Source organism: Lederbergia ruris, assembly GCF_018332955.1.
GTDB classification, from domain to species: Bacteria; Bacillota; Bacilli; order Bacillales; family Bacillaceae_C; genus Lederbergia; species Lederbergia ruris.
The window spans coordinates 173954-198312 of record NZ_BORB01000002.1; the positions used below are offsets into that span (position 1 = coordinate 173954).

Here is a 24359-nt window from a genome sequence, read left to right on the forward strand (position 1 = left end):
GGAAGCCCCCACCAAATCTTTGATTTGGTGGGGGAGGGTTCACAATATGATAGTAAAGGGTTACGATAATTGAAAAGGAAATAGAGAGAAGGTGAATCATGTCTCTTCTATCTGAAGAAAGGAAAAGATTACTAATCGATGAGCTAGATGCTCATGGGAAAGTTCGCGTTTCTGATCTGGCGCAAAAATTAAATGTCTCCAATGAAACGATCCGCAGGGATTTGGAAGCTTTGGAAAAAGTGAAGAAATTAAAACGGGTTTATGGGGGAGCTGTAAAGGTATCTTATGAAGATGGGGAACCTCCTTACCAACAACGGCAGATTCTTCATGACACCGAAAAAAAGCTCATTGGGAGAAAGGCGGCTTCTTTAATCCAAAATGGAGATACGATATTTTTGGATACCGGAACCACGATATTAAACTTGGCTAAGTTTATAAAAAATCTCAATCGACTGGTGATCCTCACAAATTCTTTGCCTGCAGCCAATGTTTTAAAAGATTCCTTAGCACAAGGATTGTTCCGTGGGAAAGTCATTCTTTTAGGGGGAGAACTCTCCCCTGACCAGCAGTCCGTGAGTGGCCATCTTTGTGAAGAAATGTTGAAAAACTTTTATGTTGATAAAGCCTTTTTATCTGTTGGCGGTGTATCTCTTAAAAACGGGATAAGTGATTATGATTTTAGTGAATCCTCCATTTCAAAATTAGCAGCTACCAATGCCAAAGAAGTAATCGTTTTAGCGGATCATAGTAAAATAGGTGTACAATCTTTCACTAAAATTACGACTTTAGAACAGGTTGATGCCATTATTTGTAACGAAAAACCACCTTCTTCATGGGAGTCTGTATTAGAACAAAAAAATGTTGATTGGATTATGGTTGATTAGTTTTAATAGAGCTGCCCCCATTTAAAGTTAGACACTTTAAATGGGGGCAGCTCTATTTTCGTAAGAATAGTTTTTTGACATTTATCCAAAAATAGAGTGGGAATCAGGGAGTTAGTAACTAGGAATTAATGATCATTTCTCCAAAATAAGTCAGCTTTACTGTAATTTTTTTAGAAAAACTATACTTTGAAAAGGTATATATTTAATTTATACAGTAAAAATTAACTTATTCAACTACTATTCTAGTATAGTTTATCTTATGATAAGAATGTAAGAGCGCTTACAAATAGTGGGAAATTCTCACTATATTGTAAGACTACTATTCAATAAAAAGGGGAGTCGAATATGAAGAAAAAGCTGTTACTTCTACTTGTGCTTGTTCTTAGCCTCGGCACAATTCTTGCGGCTTGTGGCAATGACAAGAAAGAAACAAGTAAGAATGAAGGTGGTGGCGAGAAACCATATGAAATTAAATGGTACAGTATAGGAACGCCACAGAAAGATAAAGACAAAGTGTTTGAAGAAGTGAATAAATATACGAAAGAAAAAATTAATGCGACTGTTAATTTGACACAAATTGATTGGGGCGATTTTGAGCAAAAAATGCAGGTCATCATTTCTTCTGGTGAACCATTCGATATTGGTTTCACAAATGGTGGACAATATGTTCAAGACGCCCAAAAAGGTGCTTATCTTCCTCTGGATGATCTATTAGAGGAACATGGGAAAGAATTGAAAGAAGCGATCAATCCGGCTCTTTTAGAAGGAGCAAAGATCGATGGAAAACTATATGGTATTCCTGCCAACAAGGAAGCGGCTAGACAATCGGTTTATACTTTTAACAAGCGTTTAGTGGATAAATATAACTTTGATATTTCCAAGGTAAAAACTCTTGAAGATTTAGAGCCAATGTTAAAAGAAATCAAAGAAAATGAGCCAGACATTACACCAATTGCTACATTTAAAGCCTACCTGCCATTTGATTATATTTTCGAAGGGGACATGCCATTCGGTTTTGCCCTTGAGGGAGATCGTGATCATGTTGTAAATCCGTTTGAATCGGATATCGCCATGGAAACCTTTAAAACAATGCATAAGTATTTCAAAGCCGGTTATCTGAAATCAGATGCAGCAACAAGTAAGGATAGTTGGCCAATGGATGTTGAAAACTGGTTTGTCCGTATGGGCGATTCTCAACCATATGCAGACTTGCTTTGGAGCCGTTCAGCTAAATACGATGTTGTTTCCGTTCCAGCTGAAGAACCAACCACATTCAATACATCTGTAACAGGATCTATCCAGGCCATTTCGGCAACATCGCAAAATCCTGAAAAGGCAATGGAATTCCTAAACCTACTAAATACAGATCCATATCTACGTAACCTGATTGACAAAGGAATCGAAGGCACTCATTACGAGAAGAATGACGATGGTAAAATCAAAGACTTGCCAGCTCGAATTGATAACTACAATATGCCAACCTATACTTTTGGAAATCATTTTATTCTCGATCTATATGAAGAAGATCCTGATGATAAGTGGGAGAAATTCGAGGAATTTAATGAATCCGCAAAACCAGCACCAACGCTGGGATTCCACTTCAATAGTGATCCAGTAAGAACAGAGATCGCTTCAATTTCGAATGTATCGAAAGAGTTCTATCCAGCACTTGCGACAGGAGCGGTAGACCCTGAAGAGAATTTACCTAAATTCAACCAAAAGTTAAAGGATGCTGGGTTAGACAAAGTGATGGCTGAAATTCAAAAGCAATTTGATGAATGGAAAGCTGAACAAAAGTAAAAAGATTGGTCGGTCGTGCGGTCATCTCAGTTCAAGAAATTACATGAAGTTCATTAAACGACAAAGCTCATTAAGGCTTTGTCGTTTTTAAAATCAGGTTTATTGGATAACGATGAAAGTAATCCTTTCTGACTTATGAATAAACAATGTTTAGTTTCTCCAGTAAATATCAATAATCTTAACTATTATTCTGCTATAGTAAATTTTATAATAAGAATATGAAAGTGGTTACAGTTGATGCAAGGGAGGTAAGCGAAAATTGAAGTTGTTCAAAGATATTTATAAAAATCGTGTATGGCTGTTAATGGTGCTGCCGGGTACTATTTGGCTCCTGCTATTTTCCTATTTACCTATGGTTGGTAACGTTATCGCCTTCAAAAAGTTCCGTATAGATCCAGATGGTTTTTTTGCTAGTATCATCAACAGTGAATGGATTGGTTGGGATAACTTTAAGTACTTATTTAGCACAGATAGTGCCTATCTTATTACAAGAAATACAATTGGTTATAACCTAATTTTCATCATTCTGGGAATGGTAACCGCTGTTACAACAGCTATTCTACTAAGTGAATTAGCGAATAAGAAATTGGCGAAGTATTTCCAAACTGGAATGTTATTCCCACACTTCTTATCATGGGTTATTGTTAGTTATTTTGTATTCACTTTCTTAAGTCCAGATCGTGGATTACTAAATAACATTTTGGGTTGGTTTAATATTGAAGGGTTGTCCTGGTATAGTGAACCGAAATATTGGCCATTTTTCCTTGTAATCATGAGTATGTGGAAAGGAATTGGATATGGAAGTATCGTGTATTTAGCTTCCATTGTCGGAATTGATAAAACCTATTATGAAGCGGCAATGATTGATGGAGCAACAAAATGGCAACAGGTTAAACATGTGACATTACCAATGCTCAAACCGCTTATTATCATCTTATTAATTATGGATGTAGGGAAAATTTTCAACTCCGACTTTGGGTTGTTCTTCCAAGTACCGCGTGATTCAGGGGCACTGTATTCTGTTACAAACACAATTGACACCTTTGTTTACAGAGGATTGATGTCACTTGGTGATATCGGTATGAGTACGGCTGCTGGCCTTTATCAATCAGCTGTTGGATTTGTCCTCGTTCTTATTACGAACTATATTGTTAGAAAAATTGATGAGGAAAGTGCTTTGTTCTAAGGCTTACCCTTTTAAAGAAAGGAGGAAGGTCGCCCTGCGGCTGATATTATGAGTACAAAAAATGTTGAACCAACTTCTCAATTAGTAGAACCAGTAAAGTCGAGTAAAAAACGTAAAAAACACCGTGATTATCATCAATTCCATCCAGTTACGAACGGGATTATGACGGTTATTTTAGGGCTGTTCGCAATCGCTTGTGTATTTCCTTTTCTTTATGTTATCGTCATTTCCTTTACAAGTGAAGAAAGTATTGTCAGAAACGGTTTTCAGTTAATACCAGAAACTTGGAGTTTGGATGCTTATCGATTTTTATGGCAGACGAAAGATCAACTCCTTCAATCCTATTGGATTACGATAGTGGTAACGATTGTGGGAACGGTTATTAGTGTGATGATGATTACATTCTATTCTTATGCGATATCCAGACCACAATTTAAATATAGAAAGTTCTTTACTTTCTTTGCCTTCTTTACTATGTTGTTCAGTGGTGGTATGGTTCCTACCTATATTGTAGCAACCCAATTTTTACACATTAAAAATACGATTTGGGCTTTGATTTTACCGCTTGCGATGAATGCTTTCTACATTATCATTATGAGAACCTTCTTCATAAGGTCAGTTCCAGAAGCAATTTTGGAATCAGCTAGAATTGACGGTGCAAGTGAAACGAGATCGTTTTTCCAAATTGTATTCCCATTATCTTTACCGGGAATTGCAACGATTGCATTATTTAGTACACTAGGGTATTGGAATGACTGGTTTAATGCCTTGCTCTATATAGACCAGCCGAATTTAGTCCCTCTACAATCTCTATTGATGAAAATTGAAGCCAATATTGAATTTATGAGGCAGAACATGGATATTAGTAATGCACAGCAAGGCTTGTTTGATACAATCCCTGCCGATGCCGCAAAAATGGCGATGGTGGTTATCGCTACATTACCAATCGCAGTTTCCTATCCGTTCTTCCAAAAATATTTTGTTAGTGGATTGACGATTGGTGGAGTGAAAGAATAATGAAAAAGAAAAGAGGAGTTTTCAGCATGAAGAAGCAACTAGTACTTTTGCTCGTTTTACTTCTTAGTCTTGGTACTGTCCTAGCTGGATGTGGAAGTAGCGACAAAGAAAGTTCAGGTAAAGGTTCCAAAGGGGACCAACCTTATGAAATTAAATGGTACAGTATAGGGACACCTCAAAAAGATAAAGACAAAGTATTTGAAGAGGTAAACAAATATACGAAGGAAAAAATCAATGCGACTGTTAATTTGACGCAAATTGATTGGGGAGATTATGAGCAAAAAATGCAGGTCATCATCTCTTCTGGTGAGCCATTTGATATTGGTTTCACAAACGGTGGACAGTACGTTCAAGACGCCCAAAAAGGTGCCTTCCTTCCTTTAGATGATTTATTAGATGAACATGGGAAAGAATTAAAAGAAATCATCAATCCAGCTCTTTTAGAAGGAGCAAGGGTAGATGGGGAACTATATGGTATCCCAGCTAACAAGGAAGCTGCAAGACAAACGGTATATGCATTTAATAAACGCTTAGTAGACAAATATAACTTTGACATTTCTAAAGTAAAAACATTAGAGGATCTTGAACCAATGTTGAAAGAGATCAAGGAAAATGAGCCAGGTGTTACACCAATGGCTACATTTAAAGCGTATCTTCCATTTGACTATATCTTTGAACAAGATATGCCATTTGCTTTCCCACTTGAAGGAGATCGCGACCATGCTGTGAACCCGTTTGAATCGGATATTGCTATGGATACCTTTAAGACAATGCACAAATACTTCAAAGCAGGTTACCTAAAATCCGATGCAGCAACAAGTAAAGATACATGGCCTTTAGATGTTGAAAACTGGTTTGTCCGTATGGAAGATTCTCAACCATATGCCGACTTACTTTGGACTCGTTCTGCTAAATATGATATTGTTTCCGTTCCAGCTGAAGAACCAACAACTTTTAATACATCTGTAACAGGATCCATCCAGGCGATTTCAGCTACTTCGCAAAATCCTGAAAAAGCAATGGAGTTCCTAAACCTATTAAATACGGATCCATATCTTCGTAACTTAATCGACAAAGGGATTGAAGGGGAACATTACGAGAAAAATGACGATGGAAAAATTAAAGACCTTCCAGCTCGGATTGAAAACTATAATATGCCAACGTATACGTTAGGAAATCATTTTATTCTCGATCTATATGAAGAAGATCCTGATGATAAGTGGGAGAAATTCGAGGAATTTAATGAATCCGCAAAACCAGCACCAACGCTTGGATTCCACTTCAATAGTGACCCAGTAAGAACAGAGATTGCTTCGATTTCAAACGTATCAAAAGAGTTCTATCCAGCTCTTGCTACAGGTTCTGTTGATCCTGAAGTGAATTTGCCTAAATTCAATAAGAAATTGAAAGATGCAGGCATCGATAAAGTATTGGCCGAAATTCAAAAGCAATTTGATGAATGGAAAGCTGAGCAAAAATAACGAACAAAAGCGCAAGCGCCTGTTTAGCGACGTACAAACTTTTTAGGGGCCTGACGAGATAAAGGAAACACGATGAGCCCAGAGGACGAATCGATGTTGACTTATCGTAGGAAGGCACCGAAAGTTTGCTAGTCGCTAGGCGCTGGAGCTGGATGATCAAGATCAAGCTGGATTTCTTCATCCAGCTTGATTTTTAGCATTTAACAATGCAATGGGGTTTTGTTCGTTTTGAGATAAGACAGTATTCTTGCTTTTATTACATATCTTTTTTAGTTTTATTTTATATGCGAATCTCAAATCGAAAAATAGGAGACCTGAATAAATGGCAACGAAACGTTTGAAAAATAAAATATTTAACCGTTTGCTTTTAACTTCATCTCTAACGATTATTATCACAGTCATTTTTCTGATTGTTCTTATCACGAATTATTATTCAGACGTGATTGTTCAAAGAGAAATGGATTTGAATATTAGAACATTGGAAAGAGTCGAGGATTATTTTCTAAATAAGGAATCAGATTGGAATGGGTTCATTCGCAATCTGTATGAAAAAGAGGATGTAATCGATGATCTTTCTGATGCCCTTCATAAAGAATATGCGGACTATCTTCAACATCGATTAGATAAATTTATGAGGCAAAATACGTTTATCCCGAGCAATATGGATACTTATTTTTACGGGTTTTTCAGCCAAGATCCCGATGTAAACGCCGTTGCGCTTCAATCATCTGAATATCCTGAGATTCACTATTTATTTATCTATAATCATGGTCGCTGGAAGCAAAGTATTGCGCGACTATCAGCGAATGATGAATTACGTTTCCAAGATACAGGGATTCTATCTGTTGAAAAGCTGGATAAAACCTTTACGAAAACAATCCAAATTAATAATCCAACCACCTTAAAAAAAATGGGGGAACTAACGATCTTTTATTCAACAGAAGGGTTGGAAAAAATAGTTCAGCGAGAAAATCCTACGGTGAAATCCTCCTTTTTCCTATTAGGGAGAAGTGGGCAAGTTGTCTATAGCAATAATCAAGAAATTCCAAAGCAGCTTGTCCGAAACTTGCCAAGTGAAAATAACGTGGATCAAATGAAACAGGAAGGACAAACTTATTTCATTAATTCCATTACAGATATTGGGGATTATAGTGCCTACACGGTCATTCCCCAAAAAGAATTAAATAAATTGACCGTGGTCCGAGGGACAATGTGGATATTAATTATCGCGGTTCTCATCATTGCGCTTACGCTTACTTACTCGTTTATGCGAAATTACTCAGCACGAATTAGAAGAATCGATGCTTCGATTCAAGAAGTACAAAAGGGCAATTTAGCCATTCGCATTCCGGAATCCAAAAAAGAGGATGAATTGGCGACCATTGCATCTAGTTTTAATCTGATGTTGGATGAGCTGGATAAATATATCGAACGAGTCTATGTTTTAAATATAAAGCAACAACAAGCTGAATTAAAAGCATTGCAATCGCAGATTAATCCGCATTTTCTATTTAATACGCTTGAAGTGATTCGCATGACGGCTGTTGTAGATGGTGCCAAAACATCTAGTAAAATGATCTACCATCTTTCGCGGTTATTGCGTTATTCATTAGAATCGAAAGAAATGGTGCCCTTACAAACAGAAATTGAAAATGTCCAGCAATACTTACAACTGGTCCAACTTCAGCACCCGGATAAACTGACATTCCATGTGGATATACCACGCGAAATTGAGCAAACACCAATTCAGCGGTTAGTGTTACAACCAATAGTGGAAAACTATATTGTCCATGGTTTTCAAAAGGATAAAAAAGATAATCAGCTGGAAATGATCGCAAAGCAAGAATTAGATTCTATTAAAATAATCGTGAAGGACAACGGAAAAGGCATCCCAGAAGAAAGGCTGAATACAATTCTTGAACATATTAACGATGAAGAAGGTGAAAACATGCATTCTATTGGTATGAAAAATGTTCACCAGCGTTTAAAATTGAAGCATGGTAAAGAGTATGGCCTTACGATTGAAAGTAAAGAAAATCAGGGGACAAGGGTCACTCTTATCATTCCGATGGGAGCGGATGAAAATGTATAAAGTCTTGTTAGCAGATGATGAACCTTTAATTACCAAGGGATTAGAAGCACTTATTGATTGGGAAGATTATGGATTCGAGATTATGCATATTTCGGAGGATGGAGAAGATGCTCTCGACTATATTCAAGAAAATCCGATCGATCTTTTGGTAACCGATATTATCATGCCGAAACGAACGGGTTTGCGGCTCTTTGAGGAAGCGAAGAAAATTCGGCCGCAAATTAAATGTATTGTCTTATCAGGCTATGAAGAATTTGAGTATGTCAAACAAGGCATGATACTAGGCATTGAAAACTACTTGGTGAAACCCGTAGATGAAGATGAATTGCTGAAAACCGTTCAGACGGTGAGTGAGAAGTTATCAGCTATTCGGGAGGAGGTAGAAGAAACCGCCTTTCATACATTAAAAGATAATACATTATGGCGTTTATTAAATGGTGAAATCAATAAGAATGAATGGGAACAACGATTGTCTTTATATGGAATGAGTAGCTTACGTCCATTTTATAATGTGTCAACTTTAGAATTCTCCAATGTAGGTAATCAGGAATTAAATGTAGAGCTGCGAAAGAATATTGAAAGTCACTTTTCCGCTCACTGTTTATTAAGTCCTGATCAAGAATTACTCATTATTTTGGACGGGACCGATCCGGCAGAGCTTTATCAAATAAATCAACAGTTAGCTGAATATTTACGCACAAACTGTCCCGAAATTGGTACTTTTTATTTGTCAATGGGAGACCCCGTCGCTTCGATGGAACAGATCGGCGAAAGTTATTTCCAGGCACGCGAATATTCTCTTTATCAAATTTGTTTAGAGCCGAATACGGTGATTTCCAGCCAGGTACATGTGGATCGGCAAACATTATTAAAAAATCAACAAACTTATAAAGCAGACTTAGTAAAAAGAATCCTTGACTCTGGTGAAGAAGTAGAAGATGGGATCGAACTATTTTTCCAAACTTTAACGAAAGATACAAAATTTCTCGCCCCAGCTGTGGCAAGAAAATATACGATTGATTTAATCGTGTATATTTATCATTCCATTCAAGATGTGAAACATTACAATCATACAGCAGCTATTGAAAAGTTAGTATATGCGACAGATTTACAACAGATCAAACATATTTTAACGGATTATTGTCAGGAATTGGTATCCGCGATTGATCATCAGCAAGATTCAAGAAGTCCAATCGTACAAAATGTTTTAGATTATATGCATGCTCATTATAATGAAGAATTATCATTGAAAACATTGAGCCAACGTTTTCATATTAATCCGATTTACCTTGGGCAATTATTCCAAAAAGAAATTGGGGTCGTTTTTTCGGAATACATTAACCATTTTCGTTTAGAAAAGGCGAAGGAATTATTAAAAACGACCCATCTACGCGCTGGCGAAATTGGCAAAAAAGTTGGTTATTCCGATACGGCTTATTTTTATAAGCAATTTAAAAAACATGTAGGCGCAACGCCAACGGAATGGAGAAATATTTAATCGATAGGGACTAGTCGCACTGAATCTTGATTTTGGGCTAGCCACTTGAGAAAGGATGGAGTACAATGACAAAACAATTTTATCAATTTCCAAAAGACTTTTGGTGGGGGTCTGCTTCCTCTGCAACACAGATGGAAGGTGGTGCGCATGAAGGAGGAAAAGGGGAAAACATTTGGGACCGCTGGTATCAAGAGGAACCGAATCGCTTTTTCAATGGCGTAGGACCGGAAAATACATCAGATTTCTATCATCAATATAAAGAAGATATTCAATTGTTAAAAGAAACAGGCCATAACAGTTTTCGACCATCGATTTCCTGGTCTCGCTTGATTCCAACAGGCGATGGGGAAGTGAATCAAGAGGCGGTCACATTTTATCGTGATGTCTTCCAAACGATGCGTGAGAATGGGATTGAGCCGTTCGTTAACTTATATCATTTTGATATGCCGATGGCGATGCAAGATAAAGGTGGCTGGACAAGCCGTGAGGTCGTAGAGGCTTATGTTCGTTATGCGCAGATTTGCTTTGAACAATTTGGTGATCTTGTCACTAAATGGTTCACACATAATGAACCGGTTGTAACGATTGAAGGCCAGTATTTATACGGTTTCCATTACCCCGGTGAACTTGATTTCAAAAAAGGCGTGCAGGCAGGTTTTCATTCGATTTTAGCGGGGGCAAAAGCGGTCCAAGCTTTCCGAGCAGGCGGACATAAAGGAGAAATTGGTGTCATTCTGAACCTCACACCATCTTATCCGCGCAGTCAGCATCCTGAAGATCTAAAAGCTGCTCATATTGCAGATCTGTTCTTCAATCGTTCTTTCCTTGATCCATTTGTAAAAGGGGAATTTCCTGCCGATTTTGTGGAACTTTTGCGTGAGGAAGGGTTTATGCCCGAAGTGTTGGAAGGTGATTTAGAGCTGATCGCCAATAACACGGTTGATCTTTTGGGAATCAATTATTACCAACCGCGTCGCATTAAAGCGAAGGAAAATATGCCTAATCTAAAAGCGCCATTTATGCCTGAACGGTTTTTTGATTATTTCAATGAAATGCATGGCCGGAAAATCAATAAATATCGCGGCTGGGAAATTTACGAAAAAGGCATTTATGATATTTTGGTCAATGTTCGTGAAAATTATGGCAATATCCCCTGCTTTATTTCAGAAAACGGCATGGGTGTTGAGGACGAAGGCCGGTTTGTCGATGAAAATGGCCAAATTCAAGATGATTATCGGATTGATTTTTACAAAAATCATTTGAAATGGGTGCATAAAGCGCTTGAAGAAGGAACCAATGTCAAAGGCTATCATGTCTGGACATTTATAGATAACTGGTCTTGGCTGAATGCTTATAAAAATCGTTATGGACTCGTCTCCCTCGACCTTGAAAACAACTTCAAACGCACGATTAAAAAGAGCGGTGAATGGTATCGCTCCGTAGCTGAGCAAGGTGGATTTGAGGACTGAGATGTGGTCAAAGCGTGCTAGAGGTGTGGTGAAATGAAGAAATTTTTAGTGTTGGATATTGGCGGAACGTTTATTAAGATCGCAGTGATGAATGAAGAAGCTGAAATGTTATCGGAGGAAAGAGTGCCCACTCCTGCGTCTGGAGATGGGGCGATTTTTAGGGTGATACGAGAGGTTTTCCATGAGCAGCAAGAACTTTATCCCGCTATTGCCGGGGTAGCTTTGAGTATTCCGGGAGCTGTCGATGTGGAGAACGGCTATGTATCATATGCCGGTTCTGTAATGGATATAATCGGCGTGAAGATAAAAGCGGAGTTAGCTGATCTCGGTGTGCCAGTAGAGGTAGAGAATGATGCGAATTGTGCTGCCTTAGCGGAGAAATGGAAAGGAAATGCGCAAGACTGTGAGAACTTTCTCTGTGTGACAATTGGCACTGGAATTGGTGGAGCGATTTTTAGCCGCAATGAAATTGTTCATGGTGTAGAAGGGATGGCAGGAGAATTCGGACTTATGATGCTGGATACACATGCGGATATCCCCGAGTTATTAGAGCAGCGTAATTTCAGCCGCTATTCTTCCACTTGGAATATGGTGGACCGGTTAAATAAACATTTTGGCGAGGAAAAAACCGGGGAAGAATGGTTCGAATTATATGATCAACAGAACGCAGAGGTAATGAAGATTATTCATTCCTTTTATGATCGGCTTTCCATTGGGATCATTAATTTGATGCATATTTTTGCCCCCGAAAAAATCGTGATTGGTGGAGGGATTAGTAGTCGGCCTGAATTAATTCCTTATGTAAAAAGACAAATTGCAAAAGTGCCAACCGCGATCGCCGCGAAAATGGAAATACAAGAATGTAAGCAAAAGAATAGAGCGGGTTTAATTGGTGCTCTCTATCATTTTCAAAAAATGGCGGGGACATTCTAATGGATGGGGGAGATGATTCATCTATAGTTGGAAGATACTCTCGCATAGGTAGGAAATACTCTCGTATAAATGAAAATACTCCTGTATAGGCTGAGATTACTCTCGTATAGACGAAAAATACTCTCGTATGCGGGATTCTGTAAACGAATTGAATTAGGGTGCAGATGACAAAGTGACTCATAGATTGCGATACTTAAATCAATTTTTATGATAAAATAGGCATGATCTTGTAAATATTCTTTTGGAGACGGAGTGTTAGATATGCTTGGAGCTATTGAAGCAGGGGGTACAAAATTTGTTTGTGCAGTGGGGAATGAGGATGGTACACTGGTTGAACGGATTCAACTCGATACATTGACTCCGGAAAACACCATTCCTCATGTCATTGAATTTTTTAAAAACCATAAAATTGAAGCGTTGGGTGTTGGTTCCTTTGGACCAGTCGATATTGACAAAAATAGTGTGACATACGGGAATATCACTTCAACCCCGAAACCAGGATGGAAGGATTATCCCTTTCTACAAACACTAAAGGACGCTTTACAAGTGCCAATGGAATTTAACACGGATGTGAATGCGGCTGCCCTAGGTGAAGTGATGTTAGGAGCTGCGCAAGATGTGGATAGCTGCTTATACATAACGGTCGGCACAGGCATTGGCGCTGGTGCGGTTGTCCAAGGTGAGCTATTACAAGGACTTTCCCATCCAGAAATGGGACATATTTTAGTGAGAAGACATGCAGATGATGCTTATGAAGGCTTCTGTCCATATCATGGTGATTGCTTAGAAGGGATGGCAGCAGGACCAGCCATTGAAAAGCGCTGGGGCAAAAAGGGTGTGGAACTTCAAGACAAGCAGGAAGTTTGGGAACTGGAATCTTATTATTTAGCCCAAGCCTTGATGCAGTTCATCCTGACCGTCTCACCGAAAAAAATTATCATGGGTGGCGGCGTTATGAAGCAAAAGCAACTATTCCCACTTATTCAGAAAAAGGTTCAAGAATTACTAAACGGATATGTAGCAGTTCCGCAAATCTTGGAAAATATCGATCAATATATTGTCCCACCTGGACTTGGCGACGATGCCGGCATTACAGGTGCGCTTATGCTCGCTAAGCGTGCACTAGAAAAATAAATCATTTCATTTTTAGAAAAAGGATAGGACTTGAGGTTCTATCCTTTTTTGATAGAAATTCCAAAATTAATTGGAGGGGGGCGCTCTTGAATGGAGAAACCCATATTTGGGATGAGAAACCCATACTAGGATTGAGAAACCCATACTTGTGCCAAGAACCTCATACTTGGTCTAAGAAGCCCATATTTTGGTGGAGAAACCCATTCCGAAATGGAGAACCCTATAATTTAAGAAGAACCCCATATCTTGGTAGAAGAACCCATATTTGAAGTAAAAACCCCATTTATATCTTGAGAAACCCATTCTTGTGCCAAGAACCCCATACCTGAGAAGAGAAACCCATATTTGTGCTGAGAACCCCATAACCAGGGGAAGAAACCCATATTTATGGGAGGAACCCCATACTTGGGAGAAGGGGCCCATACTTGAGAGAAGAAACCCATACTTATGCAGAGAAACCCATTCTTGTGCCAAGAACCCCATAAATAAGCAAAGAACCCCATTCCCGAGAAGGGGAAGTCCTGCAAATAGCAAAGAACCCCATTTCGTAATGAGGTTCTTTTTTAACGTGGGGGGATATCTGTTTCTAAATATATTTTTTCCCCTTCTGAAATGTCGACTTGGGCATTGGTCATGTCGGTGATCCAGTCGGTAAATACCGGGATGTCTGCATCTTGCACATAGACGTCCAAGATGACGGCGTCGGCGTAGTGAATTTCTTTTAGCGGATAGATGGAGCCTCGTAATTCATTTTCAAGCTTTCCGAGCCACGTGTAATCCGCCTTGATATGCATAATCGTTGTTCGTTTTCTTTCCACAACGCCGACAGCGTTTAATCCTTCGGAAGTGGCGCCCCCATAGGCACGGATAAGACCACCTGCACCGAGTTTGATCCCACCGAAATATCTCGTTATGACCACGACGGTATCTTTTACTTCCCGCTTTTTTAATACTTCTAACATAGGAACGCCTGCTGTCCCACTTGGTTCTCCGTCATCATTGGCTTTTTGAATTTGGTCTTGTTCCCCTATCAGATAGGCGGAACAATTATGGGTTGCGTTCCAATGTTGCTTTTTGATTTCTTGAATAAAATTTTGTGCCTCTTCTTCCGTTTCTGCTCGGGCAAGGTGGGCAATAAATCTTGATTTTTGAATGACGATTTCATGTTCGCCGTGCTGCTTGACTGTAAAATAGGATGGAATTGTTTTCATTCTAACCTCCAAGTTTATGATAAAGTGAATATATGAAAAGTTTGAATTCAAAGTAATAGGATGGTTTTGAAGTTGTCCATATACATTCAATATAACATAGATATGAATGAAATCCTAAGACAGGGGGCTATGCTTGAGATGACAAGTCTATTTGATCCTAAATTGAGTAAAAAAGATTTTGTTCCAACAATCAATGCTTATTATTTTAAAGAGTGGGACGAATATGAAATGGATTTTCATACTCATAAAGAAGTGGAAATCATGTATGTAATAGATGGAGCATGCACAGTGGGGCTTGAAACAGAGAGTGTCTCATTAAAAAAAGGTGACTTCATTTTTCTAGATGCGCATGTGCCACATCGTTTAATCGTTGGATCAGGCGCCCCATGTAGAATGTTAAATATTGAGTTTACATTTATGGAGAAAATGGATCGGGTCCCCAGCATCCAAGATCTTGTAAAAGAAAACAGGACATTAGCTCAATTTTTAAGCTTGCATGAAGCCTATTTTGTTCTAAAAGATTCCGATCAAATCTATCATACTCTTAAAAACATTGTACTGGAAAGTGATAAAAAACAAGACATGATGGTTCATCTACTTTTATCTCAGTTATTGATTCAGATTGCAAGAATGGTCACAAAAAGTAAGGAAGTGGATCAGCAAGCCAATATTTATATGAATCAAGCCTTGGAATTTATTCATCAACATTATGACCAAAACATACAAGTGAAAGATATAGCCGATGCCGTGAATCTTCACCCTGGTTACTTACATAGAATATTTAAAAGGTTGATGCAAAGCTCTCTCATGGAATATGTGAACTCTTTCCGAATGGAAAAAGCGAAAATGCTACTCTCCGATACAGAGATTCCCATTATCGAAATCTCCCAATATGTCGGAATTAACAGCAGCCAATATTTTAGCCAGGTGTTTAAAAAGTATACGGGGCAAACCCCTGTTGATTATCGCCGTTCCTCTGTTCGGACGATTGTAAAATGGAATGAAGGTTAGACTTTTAAACACAGAAACTTGGGAGTGTTAATTGAAAAAGGGACTTATAAGCAATTAATGGATGTAAAAGGAGGAGATTATAACATGTTTACTTCGCAGGCTCATTGGTATCAGAATTCCTTTGTAGAAAGGAAGATAGAATACAGTGGTTAGTAAACTGTGGCAATTATCTATGCCAAGGTTACAAAGGAATATTACAAATTTGAGCAAGATTTGTCGGACTATGAAGTGGCATTATCGGAAAGCTTAGCTGATCGCTGGGATGTGTCGGGATCAGATTCCATCACAATTGACTTGCTCAATGGGAGCAGTATTACTTGGAGAGTGGCTGAAGTCGTGCAGCCAACGAATATTAAAGGGAGATCTGATGAAGATTGGATATTCTTTCATTTATCATCGTTGCAAGAAGTATTGGGGCTAACTGAAACAATCAATCCTGTGCTAGTTGAGCTTGAACCTGGAGCTAATGTGGCTATAATCGGTAGTGATTTGAAAAGTCAGTTGCCAGGCGAAGTTCGTGTTGATGCATTGCAAGGACTGGAAGAAAAAGCGGATCATTACCTTTTTTTACGTGTGTTTGGGTACATCTTGAGTATCATTGCTTTTATCGCCAGTATGATATTGGTTTACGGTATGATGCAAACAACATACCGAGAACGTTTAAAGGAGCTGGCGGTTATTCGCGCAGTAGGTGGGAGTCCTGAACAACTGATGAAAATGGTTATCTATGAGTGGGCTTTTATTGGGGCGATTGGATCATTATTAGGACTTGTTTTAGCTTGGTCATGTAGTGACCGTGGAATTGCATGGATTTCCGTTTTATTCGATTTGCAACTCATCGTTGAAGACGAAACAGGTGGGAGCTTAGGTATGGTGATCATTTCTATTTTATCCTGGTTTGCTGTATTATTGGCATCCCTTGGGATTGTGTGGAAGGTTCGTCATACTGAACCTGTGCAGAGTTTTCGTGAATCATTGGATAGTGTGGCTGCACGCAATGGTAAGAGTGTATGGTGGATCATTTTTGCTGTTACCGGATTATTATGCTGGTTGGCCAGCTTGTTCTTTCAGGACGAAACTAATGTTATCTATGGGAATATTAGAGTGATGTTATGTATGTTTGGTGGACTATTATTCATCATCGCCTTGTTAAGCAGGACTGTTTGGCTAGGGGTTTCCTTATTGCGTTTGATCACTTTGTTACCCGGATGGATGGTAACTCGTTTACTACGATTATCAACACAAAGGTTGATGGTAGAAAGATCGCAACTATTTTCGGTGATATTAATGGCACTGGTTCTTACAGTATACATTCCTGTAGCCACATTATTTCAAGGTATGGGTCGCGAAACTCCTGAATATCTTGAAGATCAATTTAAAGCAGATTTTATTATAAGTGCACATCAAGAATTTTCACTTCACCCTGAGATGCCATGGTATTTAAAGCATGAAATGGAAGAAATTGAATGGGTGGAGCGAGTTCTGCCATTACCGAACTCTATTCCCGCTAAGTTCGATGATCACGATCCTCGAGCTCATTTAACAAGTTTTATTAATTATGGTGTGACAGATTTGGCAGCGTTTGCTGAATGGGATTTGGTTTCATTGCCAGATGGCCTATTAGAGGATGCAGTCGTTTTGCAACCAGTTGGAGCAAATGAACTGGGCGTTGAAATAGGAGATTCATTACAATTAGTTGTAGACGATCAGTCCACTTCAGTCACCGTTGTTGATATTACCGACAAAATCGACCAGTTTCATTTCCAATCGGGCTTCTTCTTAATTGATAAAAACCATCCTGACATTCAGCCTGGTGGCTTAACAGATATTTTGGTCGATATTCAGGATGGTTATGCCGAACAAATGATGCAAAAACTGAACCTTTTACAACGAGAATATCCGGAGATGAGATGGGAATATAGGGCGGAGGCGATGAGTGCATTTGACACGCAATACGAACAGGCCCTGTCCATGATACAAGGAATTACGATCATTGTAACTGTAGTTGGTATTGGTGGTGTACTGAATGCACTTAATGCAGGGATTCATTCAAGGAGACGCGAATATGCCGTCTTGCGTTCCATTTATTTAACACCCTTTCAGATGATGAAGTTAGTCGCCTGGCAAGGGATTTTGCTGTCTGTTTTATCTTTATTAATCGGTACAATAACGGCAGCTATACTCCTTTTATCTATTCGCATCAGTTCAAGTGGGTTTAGCTTTATATTTGAGACTATACCCTTTGGAAAAATAGGTGTGCTTTACTTCATATTGTTTGTATTGTCGATGTTATCAACTATTCCGATGGCGGGGAAAATAGCACGAATGAAAGTTATGGATGTATTTAAAGCTTCTGGATAATATGATCATCTTACATTTGAGTGTAGCTTGTCGACAATTTAGGTATCAGTTTTGATCAGCCATTTGTTATATCAGGAAGCGTATTATGCAGGGGGGTTTTTATATTGACAGAATCATTCTTAAAAATTAGCAATCTCTCCAAAACGTTTGAGCTTGGGAAGAATCATGTTGTGGCGTTGCGTTCCGTCGATTTTCAAGTTCAACAAGGAGAATTTGTCGCCATTATGGGTCCAAGCGGATCTGGTAAATCGACACTGATGCATATATTGGGAGGAATGGAGCGCTCTTCCGATGGGACGATCTATTTTGAAGGTAAAAATGTCAACCATTTACTTTTCAACGAACCACACTCTACCCGATTTCGGAGAGAAAAAATGGGATTTATTTTTCAATCCTTTAATTTGTTACATGGGATTACGGCAGAGGATAATGTTGCCCTGCCACTTGTACTAGCTGGAGTGAAGAAGAAAGAAATTGTGCAACGAACCAAACAATTACTAGAGTTTGTAGGCCTATATGAGCGACGGAAGCATTTTCCCAGCCAACTTTCGGGTGGACAACAGCAAAGAATTGCGATAGCCCGAGCTTTGATCCATCGGCCCGCACTACTCATTGCGGATGAACCCACAGGTAACCTGGATTCGAATACGACAGATGAAGTATTACAGCTTTTCGAGCAGATGCAGGAAGATTATGGGCAAACAATTTTGTTCGTTACGCATGAACCGACTGTAGCAGCGCGTGCGGATCGTATTATTTATATAAAAGATGGAAGCATTGAGCAGGAGTGGCGTCAGCATGCACAGTTCGAGGACGAACAACAACGACTCAAAAGTGTACTCGATCAGCTTGCGGTAAAATGATAGCAGCATAGGTTGATGATCATTCGTAATCGCTCGGTATATTGTGAAATTTACGGTTAAATATTCTTCCGATAGATAAGGAGAATCTGGCTTATTTTTGTGTCGCGTGATGATATATTCAATAGTTTGCGGAACGTTTTTATTAAATGGACCTAATTTGAGGAATAGACTCTTTCATTAAAAGTTAGAATTTTAAACATTGACAATTTGAAAAAGTGACGAAGATACAATCTTTCAAACATAAAGCTTGTTAAACTTCCAATAGCACATATTTTAAGGGAGTGGTTTAATGTCATTTAAAGTAGCTTTTATCGGAGCAGGTAGTATTGGCTTTACAAGAGGACTATTACGCGATTTACTAACAGTTCCGGAATTTCATGATATTGAAGTAGCTTTTACGGATATCAATGAGCGGAATCTTGAGATGGTGACACAGCTTTGTCAGCGGGATATCGATGAAAATGGTTTGAACATTAAAATCAAGCCAACGACTGATCGACGCGAGGCATTTAAGGATGCGAAATATATTTTCTCTGTTGTAAGAATTGGTGGACTTGAAGCCTTTCAGACGGATATTGATATTCCATTAAAATACGGAATCGATCAATGTGTTGGGGATACATTATGTGCAGGTGGGATTATGTATGGGCAGCGTGGCATTGCTGAGATGCTCGCTATTTGTAAGGATATTCGTGAAACCGCTGCCCCGGACTGTTTATTGCTTAACTACGCCAATCCGATGGCGATGATGACTTGGGCTTGTAATCAATATGGTGGGGTTCGCACGATTGGACTCTGTCATGGTGTCCAAGGCGGGCATTGGCAGATTGCCGAAGCTTTTGGGTTACCGAAAAAAGAAGTAGATATTATTTGTGCAGGGATTAACCACCAAACTTGGTATATTAGCATCAAACATAAAGGTGAAGATTTAACAGGAAAATTATTGGAAGCTTTTGAACAACATCCTGAGTTTAGCAAAACGGAAAAAGTCCGCATTGATATGTTACGGAGGTTTGGTTATTACAGTACGGAATCAAATGGACATTTAAGTGAGTATGTCCCATGGTACCGCAAACGCCCAGATGAGATTCAAGATTGGATTGATTTGGGTTCCTGGATTAATGGGGAAACTGGTGGTTACTTACGTGTCTGTACAGAAGGAAGAAATTGGTTTGAAACAGACTTCCCGAATTGGTTAAAAGAAAAGCCGTTTGAATATACGCAGGAAAATCGCAGTGAAGAGCATGGCTCTTATATTATTGAAGGACTTGAGACAGGGCGAGTATATCGAGGTCATTTCAATGTTGTGAATCACGGGGTGATTGCCAATTTACCAGATGATGCGATCATTGAAGCACCGGGATATGTCGATCGAAATGGGATCAATATGCCACAAGTGGGCGATCTGCCATTGGGATGTGCAGCCGTTTGTAATGTAAGTATCTCAGTGCAAAGATTGGCCGTAGAAGCAGCGGTTCATGGAGATGATTTCTTGCTTCGGCAAGCGATGATGATGGACCCGCTGACGGGAGCGGTTTGTAATCCAAAGGAAATTTGGCAAATGGTGGATGAAATGCTTGTTGCTCAAGAAAAATGGTTACCCCAATATCAAGATGCGATTGCAGAAGCCAAGAAACGGCTAGCAACAGAGGAATTGTTGCCAACCAATCCTGATTACCAAGGGGCAGCCCGGCTAAAAGTAAAATCCGTAGAGGAAATGGCGCAGGATCGCGAAGCCGCCAATAAAAATGCCGGAGAAGCGGATAAAGCGAAAGAGCGCCCAGCCGCGACGAAATAATTTTAAAATGCGTGTTCAAAAAGGAGGATAAAAAGGACCCGTCGGCGACTACGCTGACGTCCTGTCAGCAACGCCGACACTAGCACATCCTGTGCGTCGAAAGTTCGAGGCTGATACATGAGCACAAGGAAAGCTTCCCCGAATCCGCATCGCACGCCGGAAAAGTGGTTTTCTTTTCCAAGGAGTACAGAAGCAAGCCAACGAAGAAATTCGCAGTGTCATTTTTACCGGACTTTTTGAACATCCTCTAAAAGAAAATATTCTCTAAGAAGCCAGTCCATCCTAATCGGGCTGGCTTTCTATTTTCTAGCAATCTTACTTTATATCGAAACAAGTAGTGAACATATATTAAGTGAAGGCCCATACAATAGTAAAAAGAAATTTCTTTATTTAAAAAGGTCGGAATTACTCAGTTATTTTTGTGGGACGACTCCTAGATTCAGCCGCTGGAAGAATTAAAAATTCAAAGAGGTGAATAGGATGAAAAGAGGACCATTTTTATTGATCTTATTGATAGGAATAATTGTTTTTACACTTGTTGGCTGTAGTAGTGGTGATGATGGCAAAGGAGAGAAGGATGGGAAAGTCACATTAAACTTATGGTATTGGAATCGTTCGATTGATGATGAGCTAATTAAAAAAGTAAGTGAGGAATTTCCAGATATCAAAATCAACGCCCAAAAAATTGATGGGGGGGAATACAAGACGAAATTACAAACCTCTTTAACGACAAGTACAGGCGCACCAGATATTGTGGCCATCAATGATTGGGTTACAGAATTTCTACCGAACCACGATAAATTTGTCAATCTATTAGACTATGGGGCAGATGAGATTAAGGATGACTATTTGGAATGGAAATGGGATTATGCTTTAACAACGGATGGTAAAAATTTAATTGCCTTACCTATGGATACGGGACCAACGGCCTTATTTTACAGGGAAGATCTATTTGCCGAAGCGGGTTTACCGACCGATCCCGAAGAGGTTTCCGCTGAAATCGCTACATGGGAAGATTATATTGCCGCAGGGGAGAAATTAGAAGCTGCGACAGGGGTAAAAATGTTCGATACGATTAATCGAGTATTTGGACAATCCATTAGTCAAAGTGACAAAAGTTATTTTGATGAAAATGATCAATTTATCGGGGACTCAGGAACGATTAAGGAAGCATGGGATCGTGCCATTACAATTCATGAAAAAGGTTTGAGTGCGAATACGGAGGCGGATGGTCCGGAATGGAACGCAAGTATGAATAATGGGCAAGTAGCTTCCTTCATTGGCGCGGTTTGGGTGAAAAACATCTTAAAAGACGCAGCACCAGATACCGCTGGGAAGTGGAGAGTTGCGCGAGCGCCTGGTGGAGATGGAAATAATGGCGGCTCCTTTATTGGCATACTTAAAAGCTCTAAACATCCAGAAGAGGCCTATAAGGTGATTGAATGGATGATGAAACCTGAAAATCAATTACAATCCTATGTGACAATGGACCTCTTCCCTTCTACTCCAAGTGTTTTTGAAGATGAAAAAATGAGTTCAACGGAAGAGTTCTTTGGAAATCAGGATACAACGCAAGTATTTTCGGAATCAGCTAAAAATGTAAAACCAAGATATTTTGGAGTGGATTTCTCTCGGGTTAATACTATTTTTGATGATGCCTTAACCGATGTTGCGAAACAAGGCAAGGATCCTGACCAGGCATGGAAGGAGGTTCTCGAGCAGGTAGAAAAGGAACTTTCGCGCTAACATGAATGGGTAAAAGGGCGAGTCAATTTCTGGCCTCGTCCATTCTCGCAGCCAGTCCCGATGCCAATATACGAGGGAGGAGTTTGTATGGAAGGCCTTGAAAGGAGTATCGACCAGGCGCCTAAAAAGAGTGTATGGAAAGAAATTTATGAGAAAAAAGTTCTTTATCTATTTATTTCCCCTTTTTATATTGTGTTTCTTATCTTCGGCCTTTTTCCCATCTTATTTTCATTGTATTTGTCTTTTCAAAAATGGGATGGAATTGGTGAAATGGAATTTGTCGGATTAAAACAATTTAAATACCTTATGACAGATGATCTTTTTTGGCAAGCAGTTGGGAATACATTCATTATTTGGTTTATCTCGACAATCCCTATGTTGATTGGAGCATTAGTGATCGCTTTTTTATTAAACGCTTCTTTTGTGAAAATGAAAGGTTTCTATCGTGCCGCCTATTTTGTCACCAATGTAACTTCCATTGTGGCCGTCACGATCATTTTTAAATCCATATTTGGGAATCATTATGGTCTACTAAATTATTTGATCACGACAATCGGTCTTGAACCTGTTGAATGGCTGAACTCCAGTTTCTTAATTAAGCTTGTGATTGCTTCTATGGTTGTTTGGAGATGGACAGGATATAATGCGATTATTTATTTAGCTGGTTTACAGGCGATTCCTAATGATCTATATGAAGCAGCTAAAATCGATGGCGCTAGTATTTTTCAGCAATTTTTCTATATCACCATTCCATTATTAAGACCGATTATTTTATTTACGGTCTTAATGACGACAATTGGTTCTATGCAATTATTTACAGAGCCACAAGTCTTGCTAGGAAATTCTGGAGGTGTTGGTGGAGCGGGCCTAACGATCACTTTATATATGTATAAACAAGGGTTTATCGATAATCAATTCGGCTATGCTTCTGTTGTGTCCTGGGCTTTGTTTATCATTATCGCTTTATTCTCGTTGTTTAATTGGAAAGTTGTCCAAAAAACAGGAGCCAGGTAGCAATGAGAAAGGGGTGCCAAAATGAATAAAACTCAAAATTTGCTGAAGACAATGGGTCTACATTTTTTACTGATGGTAGGAGTTTTCATCTCGATCTTTCCGTTTTATTGGCTGACCGTGATGGCAACGAATCAAACGAGTGATATTTTACGTTTTCCTTCAAGGCTCGTGTTTGGATCAGAACTATTCACTAACATCGGAAATGTCCTTGATAATGTTGATTTTTTTCAATCCTTTTTGAATACATTATTTGTCACCGTTGTTTCTGCCCTCTGCGTCTTGTTCTTCTGTTCACTGGCAGGATTTACCTTTGCAAAATTTCAATTTCCCGGGAAAAACTGGTTATTTGGGCTTTTACTTGTTACTCTCATGATTCCGTCGCAATTATCTTTTATCCCGTCCTATATTCTTATTTCCAAAATAGGCTGGGTCGGTACTTATAAAGCTCTAATTGTGCCTGGAATTGCCAATGCTTTTGGAATCTTTTGGATTAGGCAATTTTCACAGGAATCGATTCATGATAGTCTGCTAGATGCAGGTAGATTAGATGGGTGTAATTATTTCCGACTCTATTGGAATATTGCCTTACCGATTTTGCGCCCGGCCCTAGCTTTTCTAGGAATCTTCTCTTTTATTGGTGTATGGAATGATTATCTCTGGCCACTTATTGTCCTGAATGATCCGGTTAAATACACGTTACAAGTGACCTTATCCCAATTAAATGGCATTTATGATACCGATTATGGCATGGTGATGGCTGGCACACTTTTAGCAACACTTCCCTTAATCATGATGTTTTTATTTGTCAGTCGACAATTTATCTCTGGAATCGCTGCGGGAGCGGTGAAAGATTAGCCTAAA

18 protein-coding genes are annotated in these 24359 nt (G+C 39.1%); 17 read left to right on the forward strand and 1 reads right to left on the reverse strand.

Going from position 1 to position 24359, the window contains the following annotated elements; genetic code table 11:
* Nucleotides 1–98 precede the first annotated feature (98 nt).
* From KI363_RS02195 to KI363_RS02240, 10 genes are all read left to right on the forward strand, one after another.
* The gene (locus tag KI363_RS02195; RefSeq protein ID WP_212965267.1) at nucleotides 99–884 is read left to right on the forward strand and encodes a DeoR/GlpR family DNA-binding transcription regulator; all 786 of its coding nucleotides are present in this window, start codon (nucleotides 99–101) and stop codon (nucleotides 882–884) included.
* A 345-nt stretch (nucleotides 885–1229) separates the two neighbouring features.
* Nucleotides 1230–2684 (forward strand): ABC transporter substrate-binding protein, encoded by a 1455-nt coding sequence (locus tag KI363_RS02200; protein WP_212965269.1) that lies wholly within the window; start codon nucleotides 1230–1232, stop codon nucleotides 2682–2684.
* Between the two features lie 304 nt (nucleotides 2685–2988).
* Complete coding sequence (locus KI363_RS02205) at nucleotides 2989–3870, forward strand: ABC transporter permease (protein ID WP_212965363.1); 882 nt, start codon at nucleotides 2989–2991, stop codon at nucleotides 3868–3870.
* Nucleotides 3871–3918: 48 nt separating this feature from the next.
* Nucleotides 3919–4887: a carbohydrate ABC transporter permease gene (locus tag KI363_RS02210; RefSeq protein ID WP_212965271.1), complete on the forward strand. Its 969-nt coding sequence runs from the start codon at nucleotides 3919–3921 to the stop codon at nucleotides 4885–4887.
* Nucleotides 4887–6368, forward strand: a complete 1482-nt coding sequence (locus tag KI363_RS02215) for an ABC transporter substrate-binding protein (protein WP_212965273.1) — start codon at nucleotides 4887–4889, stop codon at nucleotides 6366–6368. The genes KI363_RS02210 and KI363_RS02215 overlap by 1 nt, the downstream gene beginning before the upstream one ends.
* Nucleotides 6369–6690: 322 nt before the next feature.
* The gene (locus tag KI363_RS02220) at nucleotides 6691–8460 is read left to right on the forward strand and encodes a sensor histidine kinase (protein WP_212965275.1); all 1770 of its coding nucleotides are present in this window, start codon (nucleotides 6691–6693) and stop codon (nucleotides 8458–8460) included.
* Nucleotides 8453–9958, forward strand: coding sequence for a response regulator transcription factor (locus KI363_RS02225; RefSeq protein ID WP_212965277.1), 1506 nt, complete (start codon nucleotides 8453–8455; stop codon nucleotides 9956–9958). The genes KI363_RS02220 and KI363_RS02225 overlap by 8 nt, the downstream gene beginning before the upstream one ends.
* A gap of 65 nt (nucleotides 9959–10023) precedes the next feature.
* Nucleotides 10024–11427 (forward strand): 6-phospho-beta-glucosidase GmuD, encoded by a 1404-nt coding sequence (gmuD, locus tag KI363_RS02230; RefSeq protein WP_212965279.1) that lies wholly within the window; start codon nucleotides 10024–10026, stop codon nucleotides 11425–11427.
* Between the two features lie 33 nt (nucleotides 11428–11460).
* Nucleotides 11461–12360: an ROK family protein gene (locus tag KI363_RS02235; protein ID WP_212965281.1), complete on the forward strand. Its 900-nt coding sequence runs from the start codon at nucleotides 11461–11463 to the stop codon at nucleotides 12358–12360.
* A gap of 261 nt (nucleotides 12361–12621) precedes the next feature.
* Nucleotides 12622–13494, forward strand: coding sequence for an ROK family protein (locus tag KI363_RS02240; protein WP_212965283.1), 873 nt, complete (start codon nucleotides 12622–12624; stop codon nucleotides 13492–13494).
* A gap of 563 nt (nucleotides 13495–14057) precedes the next feature.
* Here KI363_RS02240 and KI363_RS02245 read toward each other — a convergent pair.
* Nucleotides 14058–14705 carry a YigZ family protein gene (locus KI363_RS02245; protein ID WP_212965285.1) on the reverse strand — a complete coding sequence of 216 codons (648 nt, stop codon included), beginning with the start codon at nucleotides 14703–14705 and terminating at the stop codon, nucleotides 14058–14060.
* 138 nt (nucleotides 14706–14843) lie between these two features.
* On the opposite strand from KI363_RS02245, the gene KI363_RS02250 reads away from it, so the two are divergent.
* The 7 genes from KI363_RS02250 (at nucleotide 14844) to KI363_RS02280 (ending at nucleotide 24353) form a co-directional block, all read left to right on the forward strand.
* Nucleotides 14844–15716: an AraC family transcriptional regulator gene (locus KI363_RS02250; protein ID WP_212965288.1), complete on the forward strand. Its 873-nt coding sequence runs from the start codon at nucleotides 14844–14846 to the stop codon at nucleotides 15714–15716.
* A 159-nt stretch (nucleotides 15717–15875) separates the two neighbouring features.
* On the forward strand, nucleotides 15876–18077 hold the full coding sequence (locus KI363_RS02255; RefSeq protein ID WP_212965290.1) for an ABC transporter permease: 2202 nt from the start codon (nucleotides 15876–15878) through the stop codon (nucleotides 18075–18077).
* Between the two features lie 104 nt (nucleotides 18078–18181).
* Nucleotides 18182–18940 carry an ABC transporter ATP-binding protein gene (locus KI363_RS02260; RefSeq protein WP_212965292.1) on the forward strand — a complete coding sequence of 253 codons (759 nt, stop codon included), beginning with the start codon at nucleotides 18182–18184 and terminating at the stop codon, nucleotides 18938–18940.
* A 289-nt stretch (nucleotides 18941–19229) separates the two neighbouring features.
* Entirely contained in the window at nucleotides 19230–20738 is a 1509-nt protein-coding gene (locus tag KI363_RS02265) for an alpha-glucosidase/alpha-galactosidase (RefSeq protein ID WP_212965294.1), read from the forward strand.
* A gap of 480 nt (nucleotides 20739–21218) precedes the next feature.
* Nucleotides 21219–22484: an ABC transporter substrate-binding protein gene (locus KI363_RS02270; RefSeq protein WP_212965296.1), complete on the forward strand. Its 1266-nt coding sequence runs from the start codon at nucleotides 21219–21221 to the stop codon at nucleotides 22482–22484.
* An 87-nt stretch (nucleotides 22485–22571) separates the two neighbouring features.
* Entirely contained in the window at nucleotides 22572–23498 is a 927-nt protein-coding gene (locus tag KI363_RS02275) for a carbohydrate ABC transporter permease (protein ID WP_212965300.1), read from the forward strand.
* Between the two features lie 21 nt (nucleotides 23499–23519).
* Nucleotides 23520–24353 (forward strand): carbohydrate ABC transporter permease, encoded by an 834-nt coding sequence (locus tag KI363_RS02280; RefSeq protein ID WP_212965302.1) that lies wholly within the window; start codon nucleotides 23520–23522, stop codon nucleotides 24351–24353.
* Nucleotides 24354–24359 lie beyond the last annotated feature (6 nt).